The 15,000-nt window shown below is 44.9% G+C and carries 17 protein-coding genes and 1 pseudogene; 9 read left to right on the top strand and 9 right to left on the bottom strand.

What is annotated here, in order from left to right:
• Nucleotides 1-909 carry a conjugal transfer protein gene (locus tag G614_RS0112490; RefSeq protein WP_027642215.1) on the top strand — a complete coding sequence of 303 codons (909 nt, stop codon included), beginning with the start codon at nucleotides 1-3 and terminating at the stop codon, nucleotides 907-909.
• Nucleotides 910-948: 39 nt separating this feature from the next.
• Here G614_RS0112490 and G614_RS0112485 read toward each other — a convergent pair whose 3' ends face one another.
• Nucleotides 949-1,287: a winged helix-turn-helix transcriptional regulator gene (locus tag G614_RS0112485; RefSeq protein WP_027642214.1), complete on the bottom strand. Its 339-nt coding sequence runs from the start codon at nucleotides 1,285-1,287 to the stop codon at nucleotides 949-951.
• A gap of 124 nt (nucleotides 1,288-1,411) precedes the next feature.
• Between G614_RS0112485 and G614_RS0112480 the strand changes: the two genes are divergently transcribed.
• The 4 genes from G614_RS0112480 to G614_RS29995 all read left to right on the top strand — a co-directional run bounded on the left by G614_RS0112480 (nucleotide 1,412) and on the right by G614_RS29995 (nucleotide 3,522).
• Entirely contained in the window at nucleotides 1,412-1,930 is a 519-nt protein-coding gene (locus G614_RS0112480; protein ID WP_027642213.1) for a nitroreductase family protein, read from the top strand.
• Nucleotides 1,931-2,154: 224 nt separating this feature from the next.
• Nucleotides 2,155-2,427 carry a CD3324 family protein gene (locus tag G614_RS0112475; protein ID WP_027642212.1) on the top strand — a complete coding sequence of 91 codons (273 nt, stop codon included), beginning with the start codon at nucleotides 2,155-2,157 and terminating at the stop codon, nucleotides 2,425-2,427.
• A 132-nt stretch (nucleotides 2,428-2,559) separates the two neighbouring features.
• Nucleotides 2,560-3,318 carry an alpha/beta fold hydrolase gene (locus tag G614_RS0112470; protein ID WP_027642211.1) on the top strand — a complete coding sequence of 253 codons (759 nt, stop codon included), beginning with the start codon at nucleotides 2,560-2,562 and terminating at the stop codon, nucleotides 3,316-3,318.
• 27 nt (nucleotides 3,319-3,345) lie between these two features.
• Complete coding sequence (locus tag G614_RS29995) at nucleotides 3,346-3,522, top strand: cysteine-rich KTR domain-containing protein (protein WP_080664505.1); 177 nt, start codon at nucleotides 3,346-3,348, stop codon at nucleotides 3,520-3,522.
• 86 nt (nucleotides 3,523-3,608) lie between these two features.
• Here the strand turns inward: G614_RS29995 and G614_RS0112465 are convergent, their stop codons facing one another.
• Nucleotides 3,609-3,965 carry a helix-turn-helix domain-containing protein gene (locus tag G614_RS0112465; RefSeq protein ID WP_027642210.1) on the bottom strand — a complete coding sequence of 119 codons (357 nt, stop codon included), beginning with the start codon at nucleotides 3,963-3,965 and terminating at the stop codon, nucleotides 3,609-3,611.
• Between the two features lie 597 nt (nucleotides 3,966-4,562).
• Here G614_RS0112465 and G614_RS0112460 point away from each other — a divergent pair.
• The 4 genes from G614_RS0112460 (at nucleotide 4,563) to G614_RS0112445 (ending at nucleotide 7,207) form a co-directional block, all read left to right on the top strand.
• On the top strand, nucleotides 4,563-4,982 hold the full coding sequence (locus G614_RS0112460; protein WP_027642209.1) for an RNA polymerase sigma factor: 420 nt from the start codon (nucleotides 4,563-4,565) through the stop codon (nucleotides 4,980-4,982).
• Nucleotides 4,979-5,218, top strand: a complete 240-nt coding sequence (locus G614_RS0112455; protein ID WP_027642208.1) for a helix-turn-helix domain-containing protein — start codon at nucleotides 4,979-4,981, stop codon at nucleotides 5,216-5,218. Before G614_RS0112460 ends, G614_RS0112455 begins: the two co-directional genes overlap by 4 nt.
• 573 nt (nucleotides 5,219-5,791) lie before the next feature.
• Nucleotides 5,792-5,986 carry a DUF3173 domain-containing protein gene (locus G614_RS0112450; protein ID WP_011861908.1) on the top strand — a complete coding sequence of 65 codons (195 nt, stop codon included), beginning with the start codon at nucleotides 5,792-5,794 and terminating at the stop codon, nucleotides 5,984-5,986.
• Between the two features lie 36 nt (nucleotides 5,987-6,022).
• Nucleotides 6,023-7,207: a site-specific integrase gene (locus G614_RS0112445; RefSeq protein WP_027642207.1), complete on the top strand. Its 1,185-nt coding sequence runs from the start codon at nucleotides 6,023-6,025 to the stop codon at nucleotides 7,205-7,207.
• Between the two features lie 80 nt (nucleotides 7,208-7,287).
• On the opposite strand, the gene guaA is transcribed toward G614_RS0112445, so the two are convergent.
• From guaA to G614_RS0112410, 7 genes and pseudogenes are all read right to left on the bottom strand, one after another.
• Nucleotides 7,288-8,829, bottom strand: a complete 1,542-nt coding sequence (guaA, locus tag G614_RS0112440) for a glutamine-hydrolyzing GMP synthase (RefSeq protein WP_027642206.1) — start codon at nucleotides 8,827-8,829, stop codon at nucleotides 7,288-7,290.
• 331 nt (nucleotides 8,830-9,160) lie between these two features.
• Entirely contained in the window at nucleotides 9,161-9,298 is a 138-nt protein-coding gene (locus tag G614_RS31270; RefSeq protein WP_155245045.1) for a hypothetical protein, read from the bottom strand.
• Nucleotides 9,299-9,669: 371 nt separating this feature from the next.
• On the bottom strand, nucleotides 9,670-10,761 hold the full coding sequence (locus G614_RS0112430; RefSeq protein ID WP_027642205.1) for a M42 family metallopeptidase: 1,092 nt from the start codon (nucleotides 10,759-10,761) through the stop codon (nucleotides 9,670-9,672).
• Between the two features lie 181 nt (nucleotides 10,762-10,942).
• Nucleotides 10,943-11,704: a creatininase family protein gene (locus G614_RS0112425; protein WP_027642204.1), complete on the bottom strand. Its 762-nt coding sequence runs from the start codon at nucleotides 11,702-11,704 to the stop codon at nucleotides 10,943-10,945.
• A 24-nt stretch (nucleotides 11,705-11,728) separates the two neighbouring features.
• Nucleotides 11,729-13,327: an ABC transporter substrate-binding protein gene (locus tag G614_RS27395; RefSeq protein WP_242828080.1), complete on the bottom strand. Its 1,599-nt coding sequence runs from the start codon at nucleotides 13,325-13,327 to the stop codon at nucleotides 11,729-11,731.
• Nucleotides 13,233-13,994, bottom strand: a pseudogene (locus tag G614_RS27390) (ABC transporter ATP-binding protein); the annotation flags it as partial. The gene G614_RS27395 and the pseudogene G614_RS27390, both read right to left, overlap by 95 nt.
• 17 nt (nucleotides 13,995-14,011) lie before the next feature.
• Nucleotides 14,012-14,980 carry an ABC transporter ATP-binding protein gene (locus G614_RS0112410; protein ID WP_027642203.1) on the bottom strand — a complete coding sequence of 323 codons (969 nt, stop codon included), beginning with the start codon at nucleotides 14,978-14,980 and terminating at the stop codon, nucleotides 14,012-14,014.
• Nucleotides 14,981-15,000 lie beyond the last annotated feature (20 nt).

The raw sequence follows: 15,000 nt of genomic DNA, 5'->3' as shown, positions 1-15,000 counted from the left end.
ATGATTCAGATTAGAAAAGAGGATAACCAGAAAAAGCAGAAAGAAAAGAAACTGAAAGTTTACAAAGTCAATACCCACAAAAAAACTGTGATTGCCCTGTGGGTGCTGCTGGCAGTGAGCTTCCTGTTTGCCGTCTATAAGAATTTCACGGCGATAGACATTCATACTGTCCATGAAACCAAAGTAATTGAGGAACAAATCCTCGACACCCACAAGATAGAGAATTTTGTGAAGAATTTCGCAGAAGTCTACTATTCATGGGAACAGTCCGCCGCTTCCATTGATAACCGGACAAATGCTTTAAAAGGCTATCTCACCGGAGAGCTGCAAGCCCTGAATGTAGATACTGTCCGAAAAGACATCCCAGTATCGTCTGCCCTGACTGATTTTCAGATATGGGAAATCACAGAAGAAAAGGAGCAGCATTATCAAGTGACCTATACGGTGGAACAGCATATCACAGAGGGAGAATCCGGTAAAACTGTCCGTTCCGCTTATCAGGTGACCGTCTATGTGGACGGCTCTGGAAACCTGACGATTATCCAGAATCCAACCATTACCAGTGTTCCCGTAAAATCCGGTTACACTCCCAAAGCGGTACAAAGTGACGGTACGGTGGATTCCATCACCACAGAGGAAATCAACGAATTTCTCACCACTTTTTTCAAGCTGTACCCTACGGCAACCGCAAAGGAGCTGACCTATTATGTAAATGAGGGTGTGCTGAAACCTGTGGGAAAAGAGTATATTTTCTCGGAACTGGTGAATCCGGTTTACAATCGAAACGGAAATCAGGTGACCGCTTCCCTTGCGGTGAAATATCTGGATAACCAGACCATGACAACACAGGTATCACAGTTTAACCTTGTACTGGAAAAGAACGGGGAAAACTGGAAGATTGTGAAATAATTTTGTGTGCAATAGGCAGGTAATTTTTTTGTTATCTGCCTATTTTTCTAAAGTTTGAGTTTCATTCAAATAATCTTCTCCCCATTTACATAACTCATCTAATATTGGTGTAAGACTTTTTCCAAAATCCGTCAAAGAATATTCCGTTTTGGGTGGTATTACAGGATATACTTTTCTGTTTATAAGACCATCCTTTTCTAGTTCCCGTAATTGTTGTGCTAACATTTTATCTGTTGCCTTTGGCATTCGTTTATGCAATTCACTATATCTTAAAGTCTTTCCCATCAAGTGCCACAGAATAACAGCCTTATATTTTCCACCGATTAGCTGAATCGTTGCTTCAACTGGACAATTATATCCACTACAACTTAAGCTCATAATATCACCTTACTTTCTTTTTGGATAGTATATTCCTAAATAGTGCGTTCTTGCTCTATTTTTAGATATAGGTATAATTATAGTATAGGTTGACCTGAATCACAATACAAAGGAGATTTTGAAAATGGAATTTTTAGAACTTGCTAAAAAAAGATATTCTGTTAGAGCATATGATAACAGACCTGTTGAAAAAGAAAAACTTGATAAAATTTTAGAAGCAGCTCATGTAGCTCCGACAGCAGCTAATTTACAGCCAGTAAAATTGATTGCTGTTCAGGAAAAAGAGCAGTTAAATAAACTTGCAAAGGCAGCTAATATTTATCACGCTCCATTGGCAATTATTGTATGTGCTGACCATGAGAAAGCATGGGTGCGTCCATTTGACCAGAAACAGACCACTGATATTGACGCTTCTATCTTAACAGACCATATGATGTTACAGGCTACAGAACTTGGGCTTGGTACTGTATGGGTATGTTATTTCAAGCCAGATATTGTAAAAAAGGAGTTTCATCTTCCCGATAATTTGGAACCAGTCAATATCTTAGTTATTGGATATGGAAAAGAACCCGAAGCCAGCTCAGAACGCCATGCTGCTACCCGTATTGCCATAAATGATTTAGTATCTTATGATTACTTATAATGAAAATATTATAGCATACTCTTGTGGTGATAGATAAGGATAGGTAATTTTTAAAAATCATAAAATTGAATTGAATATTTTTATAAAATCCGCTATTCTTATAACAGATAAGGAAAGGAGCAGGCACAATGGCAGTAAATAAAATGTGTGCATAGCAAAGGCTATTGCACATCAAATTATGATAGCCTTTGCAATCCTAAGTAACACAAATTAGGAGGTGCAGAATGAGCTATTATAAGGCAGAAGAAGTTTTGCCAGAACATATTATAAAAGAAATCCAGAAATACGTTGATGGACACTCCATTTATGTTCCAAAAAAGCCAGATAATAGAAAAAATTGGGGAGAAAGTACCGAAACTTTATCTTTCCTTGAAAAGAGAAATGAGCAGATTTATTCTGAATATTTGGATGGCTGCTCTATTACCCAACTTTCAGCAAAATATTATCTGGTAGAAAAAAGCATACAACGTATTATCCGGCAAAAAAAGAAAAAATAACCTGTATTATGTGCCATAGATGAGTTTCCATATTCTCTATGGCACACTTTTATTTCACAAATATTCTTGTGGTTTAAAATTCCCCCCTGTTACGGTTATAATTTTTTTAAAAGATTGGAGGGAGAATGTAATATGCCATATTTTACATATCAGAATAAAAAAATTTTCTTTGAAGAATATGGAACAGGCATACCACTATTATTACTTCATGGAAATTCGCTATCTTCAAGAATGTTTCTTCCAGTAGTTGATGATTTACAAAAATATGCCAAAGTTATTTTAATTGATTTCTTAGGAAATGGCTACTCTGATAGACTTTCCAGCATATCGGATGATTTATGGTATGATGAAGCACAACAGGCAATCTCACTGATTGATTATCTTGGCTATTCACAAGTAAATCTATTAGGGAGTAGTGGAGGTGCTTTAGTTGCTTTAAATATAGCATTAGAAAGACCTGATTTAGTTGGAAAAATTGTAGCTGATAGCTTTGAGGGAGAAACACCATTGGAGTCCTTTGTTACAAACATATATCAAGACAGAGCAATCTCTAAGGAAAACCTGTGGCTACGGACTTTGTATCAGCAAAATCACGGGGACGATTGGGAAAATGTTGTTGATAATGATACTCTTGCAATCTATACACACTATCAAAACCATAGGACATTCTTCCACAAAAATTTATGTGAATTAAACTTACCCGTCCTACTAACAGGAAGTAAAGAGGATGAATTTATGTCCGGTGAATTTTTTGAAAATGTTTATACAAAGCTCCCGATTAGAGATAAAAGGATATGTATTTTTGAACACGGTGGACATCCTGCTATGATTTCAAATAAAGATACCTTTATACCTTTAGTAATAAGTTTTTTGGAAAATATAGAAAAGTAGTATAATTGATAAAGGTAGGTGCTTTTCATGGCAGAACAACAAATATGGGTACTTTGTCCTGTCTGTAACAATAAGACACGAACTAAAATACGCAAAGACACGGAACTGGTAAATTTCCCTCTCTTTTGTCCAAAATGCAAAAAAGAAAATTTAGTGACAATAAAAAACGGAATTACAACCATTATCAAAGAGCCAGACGCTTAGACGCAGAGCCGATAATTTATAAGCTATACAGCTTATAGACTATCGGCTCATTTTAATTTCAATCTTATTCTTGTAGGCAATAGAAATTATTTATCTTCCATTTCCTTGTATTTGACAATGCCATCTGCAACGCTTTCCATGATAACAAGGTCTGCGTCTGTAAAATTGTCGATTTTGCTTTCAAGTTGTCTTCGTTTGCTGCTTTTTGCCAGACTATCAGAGGGTAAAAAGAACTCATCCACTGATACATTCAGCAGAGATACAAGGTCGTAAAGCACCTGTAAACTGGGGTGCTGCCCTTTATTCTCAATATTGGTTAAATAGCGTGGGTCAATTTCAATCATTGCTCCCACCTGTTCACGGGTCAAACCCTGTTTTTTACGGGCTTCTTTTATGGCAAGCCCAAACGCCCTGAAATCATATTTATCTTCTTTTTTACGCATAATACACCACCTCTATATATTTTACTGTTCCTGTTGTAATAGCGACAGGTATAGAAAAACGTATTGCATAGTTATACAGTTCCTATTATGTGTATCAAAGATAAAACTATGCTGCCGAAACGGAAATAAAAAAAACCGTTATTTGGCAGCATACTTTCCTTGCGTCAAAAATTACATCATCATTTCCAGACGACGGTTTAACAAAAGCCGCCGTCTTTTTTTGCCTGAAATATAAATGATTTTTAAAGTCTACTACTTTATACAGACAGCGGCTTACAGGAGGAAGCCGCTATGCAAAATATTTTCTTAAATATATCTACATTCGGTAAACCGTTAAAAAAAGCCATCCACCTACACTAGAAAAGTCTGACCCTCAATGTGGTTTTTCAGAATACATAGAAAGAACTATCGAAGCACACAAACAGAAATATCGTCTGTTTGCGTGCTTTTTTAGTTGGAAGAAAAAGTTTTTAAATTTTTCTTTTCAAAACGCAACTGCACCCCCTGTCCTGTCGGGACTAAGAGCGAAAAGGGGGAAAGAAGCAAAAATTCCTATCAACTCGCTCCCTTTCAAGGCTGGAAAGGGGGTGAACAATGATGAAGCCATCTGAATTTCAGACAACCATAGAGAACCAGTTTGATTATATCTGTAAAATCGCTATGGAGGATGAACGCAAAGACTATCTCAAAACGTTGTCCAGACAGTGTAAACGGGAAACCCTGTTCTGTGATATGGACGATTACACCGTCAATCTGTTTTCTTCCGAAGACACCTATCCATCCCACTTCCATACTTTTGAAATGGATGGATTTACTGTCCGCATTGAAAACAGCCTGTTAGCCGAAGCATTAGAAAGTCTGGATGGAAAGAAACGTGACGTTATCCTGCGATATTATTTTCTTGGATTTGACGATACGGAAATCTCAAAAATTCTGGAAGTCAACCGTTCTACCATCCAGAGAAGAAGACACGCCGGACTGGAATTTATCAAAAAATTTATGGAGGACGAAGCATGACAGCAAAGCACCCTATGATTCCGTTTCCTGTGATTGTAAGGGCTACGGACGGCGATATTGAAGCAGTCAACCAGATTGTACGCCATTACAGCGGTTTTATTGCCAGCCGTTCCATGCGTCCCATGAAAGACGAATATGGAAATACCCACATGGTTGTAGATGAAACCCTATGCCGCCGGATGGAAACACGTCTGATTGCAAAGATTTTATCTTTTGAAATCAGGGAACCAAACTAGAAATAACGCTCGCCTGTGGAAGCGTGGACAAACCCATGCTTCCCAGACAGAGCTTGCCAGTCTATTAAAGTGCATTATCACCAGTGCATTTTAACAGGCTGACAAAGCCGGATTGTTCCTTGAAAAAGAAAGCGTCTAATCAACGCAGCATAAAGCAGCCGAATACGTTTCGATAGAAAGAGAGCCGTTGGGCTGGCACGCCGTAACCCACCAAAGGAGGGATGATACCGGATAGCGATTCCTGCCAGCGTTCCATAAGTAGCTTACCGCAGAGCTGCCGCCATGACCTTTCTATTGTGATAATGATACTTCCGTACAGCTTTAGTCCGTGTGATGATGTAGCACCGCTGGCAAAGGGTACGGCTGGATGAGAACCATGCAGGGGTGAGATTCCCATGAGCTTTAGCGAAAGCTGTTCGGCTTGCTTAGATACCATTTTGAATTAGAATTTTTCATTCAAAATCAAATAACTATTTGCAGGAAATACAATCTTAATATTACTTTTGCCACAAAATCTGATATAATATAGACAGATATTGAGGGTTCCATATCTGGTCTATGGAAAGGAGGAACATGATTACAGTAACAAAAAAAGACTTAATAGAACTGGGTTATGGAACTTCATTCGCAGCAGACATCATAAGAGAAGCAAAAAAACTTATGATTTCAAAAGGGCATACCTACTATCAGTCACGCAAACTGGACAGGGTTCCCAGAGAAGCTGTGGAAGAATTGCTAGGGATTACTTTTACTGATAAATCAAACTGATTGTACTTCTTGCACATTTATGTAAGGAGTGAAATCATGGCAAAAGACCCTATTAAGAAAGCAGAAAACGGAACTTATTATTTTAGAGCAAACTTAGGTTTTCATCCGATTACCGGAAAACAGATTCAGAAATACAAAAGTGGATTCAAGACAAAAAAAGAAGCCAGAGAAGCATATTCAAAACTTATGCTGACATCCACAGAGGAATTAACAGAAAAGAAACAGCAGCTATCTTTTCAACAGTTTATTGAGGAAACTTATCTTCCTTGGTATAAAACACAAGTAAAGGAAAGCACCTATCTGAACCGCCGTTCTACCATTCAGAAGCATTTTTCATACTTTTACAAAATGACGGTGGATGAGATAGAACCCATTAACGTCCAGAACTGGCAGCTTGAACTCGCAAAAGAATTTAGTCCAAACTATATCCGTATTGTACAGGGTATGCTCTCCATTGCCTTTGACAGAGCAGTTGTTCTCGGTCTTACAAAGAAAAATCCGTCACGAATGATAGGAAACATCAAGAGCAAGAAAACAAAAGTAGATTTCTGGACACTGGATGAATTTCAAAAGGTAATTTCTCTGCTCTACAAGGGAGATTATTACGAACATTACCTTTTCATCTCATACTGGCTCCTGTTTATGACCGGAATGAGAATCGGAGAAGCCGCAGCCCTGCAATGGTCGGACATCAACTTTGAAACCGGACTTTTAAGTATAACGAAGACGCTGTACTATAAAACAATGGACGAATACAAATTTGTGGAGCCAAAGACGCAAGCCAGTATTCGCACTATCTATATTGACACAGATACCATCAAAGAATTAAAAGCATGGCAGGAAGTACAGCAAAAGGTTTTAAAGGACTGCGACCTTGTACTAAGCTATAATGGGATTCCCACCAGTAAGCACACCCTCCCACGGGCATTAGAAAAACTTGCTGGATTGGCAGGCGTACACCGTATCAAAATTCATGCACTCAGACATTCCCATGCTTCCCTGCTCATCAGTATGGGAGAAAATCCTTTATTGATTAAAGAACGTCTGGGACATGAAAAGATACAGACCACGTTGGGAACCTACGGACATTTATATCCCAACACCAACGTAGAAGTTGCCAAAAAATTAACTGGTGTTCTCACCTATACTCCGGCAACAGCCAGTGTTGCCGATTACACCAGCAATCAGCATACAGCAATCTATCACAGAGCCATTGAATAAAAAAATGCAATCAAAATGCAATTCTAAAAGGAAAGAGCCTCAAAACCCTTGAAAATAAAGGCTTTGAAGCTCTGCTCCAACTATTCAAACTCAATCGTAGCCGGCGGCTTCCCCGTACAATCATACAACACCCGATTCACGCCCTTAACCTCATTCACAATCCTGCTGGTAACCTTCCCCAGCACTTCCCATGGAATCTGAGCGGACTCCGCGGTCATGAAATCAGATGTAAGCACGGCCCTCAGGGCAACGGCATAATCATAGGTTCTCTCATCGCCCATGCATCCAACAGACCGCATATTGGTCAGCGCCGCAAAATACTGGCCCAGATTCTTATCCACTCCGGCCTTTGCAATCTCTTCCCTGTAAATCGCGTCAGCGTCCTGAACAATGCGGACTTTATCAGCCGTCACCTCACCGATGATCCTGACGCCCAGACCAGGTCCCGGGAATGGCTGTCTGAATACCAGATACTCAGGTATCCCTAGCTCCAGTCCGGCCTTTCTCACCTCATCTTTAAAAAGCAGCCTTAAAGGCTCTACCAGTTCCTTAAAATCCACATGCTCCGGCAGTCCGCCCACATTGTGATGGGACTTGATGACAGCGGATTTGCCCAGGCCGGACTCAATCACATCCGGGTAAATTGTACCCTGTACCAGGTAATCCACGGCGCCAATCTTCTTTGCCTCTTCCTCGAACACACGTATGAACTCCTCGCCGATAATCTTACGCTTTGCCTCAGGCTCCTCCACGCCCTTCAGCCTGGCGTAGAAACGTTCCTGAGCGTTGACACGGATAAAATTCAAGTCATAAGCGCCTTCCGGTCCAAATACGGCCTCAACCTCGTCCCCCTCATTTTTGCGCAGCAGACCGTGATCCACGAACACGCAGGTAAGCTGTTTGCCAATGGCTTTGGACAGCATAACGGCAGCCACAGAGGAATCCACGCCGCCTGACAGAGCACACAGCACCTTGCCGTTACCTATCTTCTCCCTCAAAGCCTTGATGGTGGTATCCACAAAGGAATCCATCTTCCAGTCGCCGGAGCATCCGCAGACATTATATACAAAGTTGGAGAGCATCCTGGTGCCTTCCTTGGTGTGAACCACCTCAGGGTGGAACTGCACCGCATAAAAATTCTTCTCCTGACACTCCATGCCGGCTACTGGGCAGGAATCTGTATGCGCAGTGATACGGAAGCCCGCCGGAACCTCTGCAATGTACACACCGTGGCTCATCCAGCATACGGTCTTGGGAGAAACGCCCTCAAACAGCTTGGAGGAAGTATCCACATCCACTTCTGTGTGTCCGTATTCGCTGACCACAGCCTTCTTTACAACGCCGTCCAGCAGATAGCTCATAAGCTGGGCGCCGTAGCAGATTCCAAGGACTGGTATTCCCAGTTCAAATATCTCCTTTGAGCAGCGAGGTGCCCCGTCTTCAAACACAACGTCCGGTCCGCCTGTGAAAATGATTCCCTTTGGATTCATTTCCTTAATTTTCTCCAGGCTCATATCATAAGGATGCACTTCACAGTATACGCTGCATTCGCGGACACGGCGTGCAATCAGCTGGTTGTACTGGCCGCCAAAGTCCAGTACGATAATCATCTCTCTGTCCATGAGATTCGTTCCTCCATTATTTTACGGATTTTCCCACCAAAACAATTATAGTAAAACTGTATCCCAGAACGGGTTTGAAAATACCCTGTATCCGACGTCCCGCAACAGCCTGTTTGCTGAAAGCTGTGCGTAACCCGCCTGCTTCCGCTGCTGCCAATGCCGAAGGCTTAACCAGATACAAACCATTTCCAAACCCGCCCTTATTATATACCTTGACCCAATTTACCGAAAAATATTTATTTCCCTATAAATTGAAAGAGATTGTACAGAATAGTACAATCTCTTTTTTATCTTTCGTATGTATACATTATAAAGCAGAGGACGACAAATATCAAGCTATTTCGACATTTTTTTTGACTTTTTTACTGATTTTTTTTGCTGAACTTTTTTGCTGAACTTTTTTTACTGACTGAAGTGATAAGTCAACCTCAGGAGAATTTGACATGGAAACGGGAATTTCATCTTTCATACAAATTACTTGCTGATTTTACGTGCTGATTTTTCTGCTTTATTGAGTTGAATTTATTCTTAAACTGTTACCCGGAGTTATCTATATTGTGGAATCTCTTGCTCCGTATTTTTACCGACAGTCTCTTTACTGCATATATTTTCCCAACAAACCACTTTCATCCATTTAACCGGCATATTACTCAGCCGGTCTTTCGTCTCAGTCTTTCGTCCCAACCTTTCATCTCAGCCCTTCGTCCCAGCCTTTCGTCCCAGCCCTCCATCCCAGCCTTTCATCTCAGCCCTTCATCCCAGCTTTTCCCGCCCGTCTTTCCTCCCTATATTCCCCTCTCGTCCTCAGCCCCATCTTCTACTCTGCCGCATACCGTTTAATCAAATAACATCCTTCCGCAGAATCCTTGCAATCCTTTCCTCATCCAGTCCCCGGATTACCTCCACGGCCATCCTGACAGTGGCGTCCACGTCTTCTTCTGCGCAGAAATTATAGTGGCTGTGTACATACCTGGACGGAATGCCAAACACCAGCACCGGCACTGCCTTTCCCGTGAGGCTGATTTTACCGGCATTTGTGCTGCCGCCCCGGCGCACCGCATCCTGGTACTTGATTCCCAGCTTATCTCCTGTCTCCTGGGCAAAGCGTATGAATTCCACGTTGGAAATATAGCTGTTGTCCATGTGGCGAATCTGCACCCCGCTCCTTAAGCAGCCCTGGGCAATACCGGCCCGGAAATAGAAATCATCCGCCGGTGATCCCTCAAACACAATGGCCAAATCAGGCTGAACCTGCTGGGCCGTCACCGTGGCTCCCCTGGTACCCACTTCCTCCTGGGCCGCAAATGCGCCTACCACTTCCACTGCCAGCTGGTCCGCCTCATCCTTAAGTGCCTGCATGGTGTCGATAATGCTCACGCAGCCCAGGCGGTTGTCAAAAGCCTTGCCGTACAGGATTCTATTTTCCTCATGATACTCAAAGCTTACATCCGGCATGATGGGATCGCCCGGGCGGATTCCATAGACCTCCATCACTTCCTCCCTGCTGCTGGCTCCCACATCCACCAGGATATCCTCGATTGCCAGGGAGTTATCGTTTTTCTGGGCCGCTGTCAGAAAATGCACTGGTTTGGATGTGGTGATTCCCCTGTGCTTTTTCCCGTCCCTTGTCCTTACAATGACAGAGTGGGCGGGCAGGCTGGTGAGATGGAATCCTCCCAGCATCAGGATACTTAAAAGCCCGTTTTCCAGTATGGACTGTACCATGAATCCGCACTCATCCAGATGGGCGTCCAGCATGAGCACCGGGCGCCCGGCCTTTTTCTTCTTCATGGTGGCGTAAACATTGTACATAGCATCGTTTACCACGTCCAACCCCCCGCACCAGTTCTTTACTTCCCGGATGACCTCGTCCTCAAATCCACTGGGATCAAAGGCATTGGTCAACGCTTCGATTTCTTTTATGTTTGCCATGATTTCCTCCAGGTATGAGACGCAAAGTGCCGCATCACACGGTACCGCTCCTGCCATACCATGCCTGCGGCACTGCATCTGCTTTACTTAATTCTGCTTCATTTGATTTTGCTTTACTTCATTCTATTTGATTATTCTGTCTTACTTCATTTCTTAAACCTTAACTCACTTCTCACAAGCCTTACAGTGAAACCTTCTTAAGCTCTTCGATCAAATCCAGTATATAGTCAGCTGTGGTCTGTACCATCTCCTGGCCCCACTCCACGGTAGCGGTGTTTGGATGATCTGGCCCAATCCATCCGTTGTCCGTTACCTTTGGCGTGTTCCTGAGAATTTCAATCTCAACGCCCTTGAAGCGCACGGTACGGAAGCCGGTAGCCACCAGGTTGTCTGTAAGATTGGTCATTTCCAGAGGAAGGTCAATCTTGCTCATGTCCACCAGTGAGGGGTCAACTGCCATGATGCCCGCTGTCTCCTCGCCGCCGCCATGTCCGCCCTTCCACTCAGGCTTCATATCCCAGGCCATCAGCCACCAGTTCAGCATCACGACCATGGCGCCCTTCTTGTCAAATTCCAGGCCGATGCGCTCGATGGTCTTGATATTCCCTCCGTGTCCGTTGAGCACCAGAATTTTCCGCGCGCCGTGCTTATACAGCCCGTCCACAATCTGGTATACGTACTGGTACAGTACGTCGGAATCAATGTTGATGGTTCCCGGATAATCAGCCAGTGACTGGCATGCTCCGTAGGGAATCATGGGCGCGATGAGGATGTTGTCATTTTTCTCCTCAATCAGATCCAGGATTTTGTCAGGTATCAGGGTGTCGGTTCCCAGCGGCATATGGCGTCCATGGCACTCCGTACTGCCGATTGGAAGAATAACCATGTCATTTTCCTTAAAATACCGTTCCGCTGTCGGCCATGTAATCTTTGATAATCTCATGATGCATATCTCCTTTTACTTTTCTTATTTTGCAATCTTTACATGATCCAGCTTGTGGTAGCCAATTTGATCCATCACGAAACCTTCCACCTTGGCGCCTCCGCCTGCGGTGATGGTGCTGTAGTAGATAGGTGCGTTGTTGTTCACTTCTTTTAACTTAACAGCCAGGTCCTCATATGCCTTCAGTCTCAAGGACTCGTCTGCGCTGGTCCTTCCCGTCTCAATGAGCTTGTCTACCTCAGGGTCTGCGATGAAGCTGCGGTTTCCGGCTGCTCCCTGCTGCGAGGAGTGTTCCAGTGAATAGTAGGTGTAGTCTGCGTCTGTGGTGGAGGTCACCCAGCCAAAGTATCCCATGTCATGCTCGCCCGCGGAAGTCCTGGAAATAAAGCTGCCGAATTCCATTACCTTGATGTTGCAGGTGATTCCCACATCCTGAAGCATGGCCTGTACAGCCTGACATACCTCTACACGTGTCTGGTTGTCATTTACCCAGATGCTGGTCTCGAATCCGTTTGGATATCCGGCCTCAGCCAGAAGGGATTTTGCCTTCTCAGGGTCATACTCATAAGCGCCCGGGCTGAAGTATCCGAATACAGCCGGTGCAATGATGGCGTCAGCCGGCTCTCCGGAGCCGCTGGCAATGGTGTCGATAATCAGCTGGCGGTCAATGGCACAGTTAATGGCATCCCTTACCTTCTGGTCATCATATGGTGCCTTGTTCATGTTCATGGAAATGTAGTAGCAGGTCAGGGACGGTGCCTCGAACAGCTGAAGGTCGGAATTGCTCCTTACCTTCTCCAGGTCGTTGGGAAGCAGGTCGTAAGCCAAGTCCACTTCTCCTGTCTCCAGGGCAATGGTTCTCTGGGATGCCTCAGGAATAACCTTCATAACCAGCTTCTGTGTCTCTGCCGGTCCTGCATAGTAATCGTCAAAGCGCTCCAGGGTAACGGAATCGCCCTGCTTCCACTCTACGAACTTATATGGGCCGGTGCCGATTGGATGAAGCTTGAAGGCTTCCTCGTCCGCTTCCACCACTGCCTTTGGAACAATGGCTGCAAATGGTACGGAAAGGTTTCTGAGAGCCGGTGCGTAAGGTGCCTTCAGCTCTACATTGACCGTATAATCGTCTACCACGTCCACCTTGTCGATAAAGTCAACAATGTAGGAAACCGCAGCGGAATTAATGGCCCTGTCCAGGGAGAACTTTACGTCCTCTGCCTTCACCTCGGAACCGTCGTGGAATTTCACGCCCCGGCGGATGTGGAATGTGTAGGATGTATCGGAATTCTGATCCCAGCTCTCTGCAATCTGGGGCTGCAGCTCTCCGGTAGCAGCGTCAACAACGGTCAGAGTGTCGAAAATCTGGTCCGTAACCTCTACGGCCGGTGTCTCCTTGCCCTGATGCGGGTCTAAGGAAGTAACATCAGCTCCCTGTGCCCATACCAGCGTATCCTTGTACTCCCCTGAACCGCCGATGCTTCCTCCTGTCTCTGTTCCCTTGGAACCTGCCTCTGTCTGAGCGCTGCCGCAGCGCCTTTGTGTATGGATGCATGGGATTCTTAAACAGTGCCTTGGCAGGCGCTGACTCCACCATCTGTCCCAGGTACATGACCACGATGTCATTGGAAAAATGCCTTACCACCGACAAATCGTATGTAATAAACATATAGGTAAGGTTCAGCTCCTCCTGCAAATCCTGCATCAGGTTAAGGATCTGGGCCTGGATGGATACGTCCAGGGCCGACACAGGCTCGTCGCATACAATGAACTTGGGATTGACCGTCAAAGCCCTGGCGATTCCGATTCTCTGGCGCCTGCCGCCGTCCAGCTCGTGGGGATATGTATTTACCAGACGCTTGGCCAGTCCCACCAGGTTCATGATTTTCTCCACCTGCCGGGTGATGGCGACCCTTTCATTGGCCTTGTAAATGCCCTGCACCAGCAGCGGCTCTATGATTGCCTCGCTGACCGTCATCCTGGGATTCAGGGAAGCAAAGGGGTCCTGGAATATAATCTGCATATCCTTCCTTAAATCCTTTAGCTGCTTCTTGTTGTAACCCAGGATATCCTTGCCCTTAAAATAAACCCTGCCGCTTGTGGGTTCGTGAAGCCTTAGGATAGCCCTCCCCATGGTGGATTTCCCGCATCCGGACTCCCCTACCACTCCCAGGGTCTCTCCGGTACGGATGGAAAAGTTAACATCGTCCACCGCGTGGAGAGTGCCCTTTGGGGTCGTAAAATATTTTTTCAAATGTTCCACACGTAATATCTCTGTTTTCTGTTCCTGCATATGTCAATCTCCTTCTCTTAGCGGTAGCGGATGCAGCGGACCTGGTGGGTTCCGTCTACAGTCACCATCCCTGGATGGTTCTTGGAACATTCAGGAACCGCATACTTGCATCTCTCGCAGAAAACGCAGCCCTCAGGCAGCTTGGTAGGGTCGGGCATCATGCCGTCAATGGCCTGCAGCCGCTTTACATCGCTTGTCAGGATGGGAATGGAACCAAAGAGTCCTTCCGTGTACGGATGTTTCGTGTCCTTGTATATCTCCCGCAGGGTTCCGTATTCCACCACTTCCCCCGCATAGATGATTGCCACGTAATCACAGTTCTGGGCAACCACTCCCAGGTCGTGGGTAATGAGAATCATGGATGTGTTATTCTCGGATTTAAGCTTGTATATCATCTCCAGCACCTGGGCCTGTATGGTAACGTCCAGGGCCGTGGTGGGCTCATCCGCAATGAGCAGCTTGGGGTTGCAGGCCAGGGCGATTGCAATGACCACCCTCTGCTTCATACCGCCTGAAAACTGGTGGGGATACTCTCCAAAGCGCTCCGCAGGAATTCCCACTCTCTCCAGCATGTTTTCAGCCCATTTTCTGGCTTCCTGCCTGGACAGGCTGGTGTTATGGTTCTCGATCACCTCCATAATCTGCTCGCCTACCGTGAGCACCGGGTTCAGGGAGGTCATAGGGTCCTGGAATATCATGGATATGTCCCTGCCGCGAATGGCCTCCATTCCATTGGTGGAAAGCTTTAACAGGTCCTGTCCCTCAAAAATCACCTCTCCGCCCAGAATCTTGCCTGGAGGATTGGGAATCAGCCTCATAATTCCTTTTGCCAGCGTAGTCTTTCCCGCACCGGTCTCTCCCACCAGTCCAAGGGTCTCTCCCACGCCGATATGTATATTGACGCCGTTTAGCGCCTTTACCACTCCGTCATCCGTTTCATAGTGGATGACCAGATCTTTTACTTCCAATAATGGTTTATCTGCCATGTCATACTCGTCCTTTCTTA

Origin of the sequence: [Clostridium] clostridioforme AGR2157, from assembly GCF_000424325.1 — a bacterium.
GTDB classification, from domain to species: domain Bacteria; phylum Bacillota; class Clostridia; order Lachnospirales; family Lachnospiraceae; genus Enterocloster; species Enterocloster clostridioformis_A.
The sequence above is the reverse complement of the archived record's forward strand: the minus strand, read 5'-3'. Positions and strand labels throughout refer to the sequence as shown.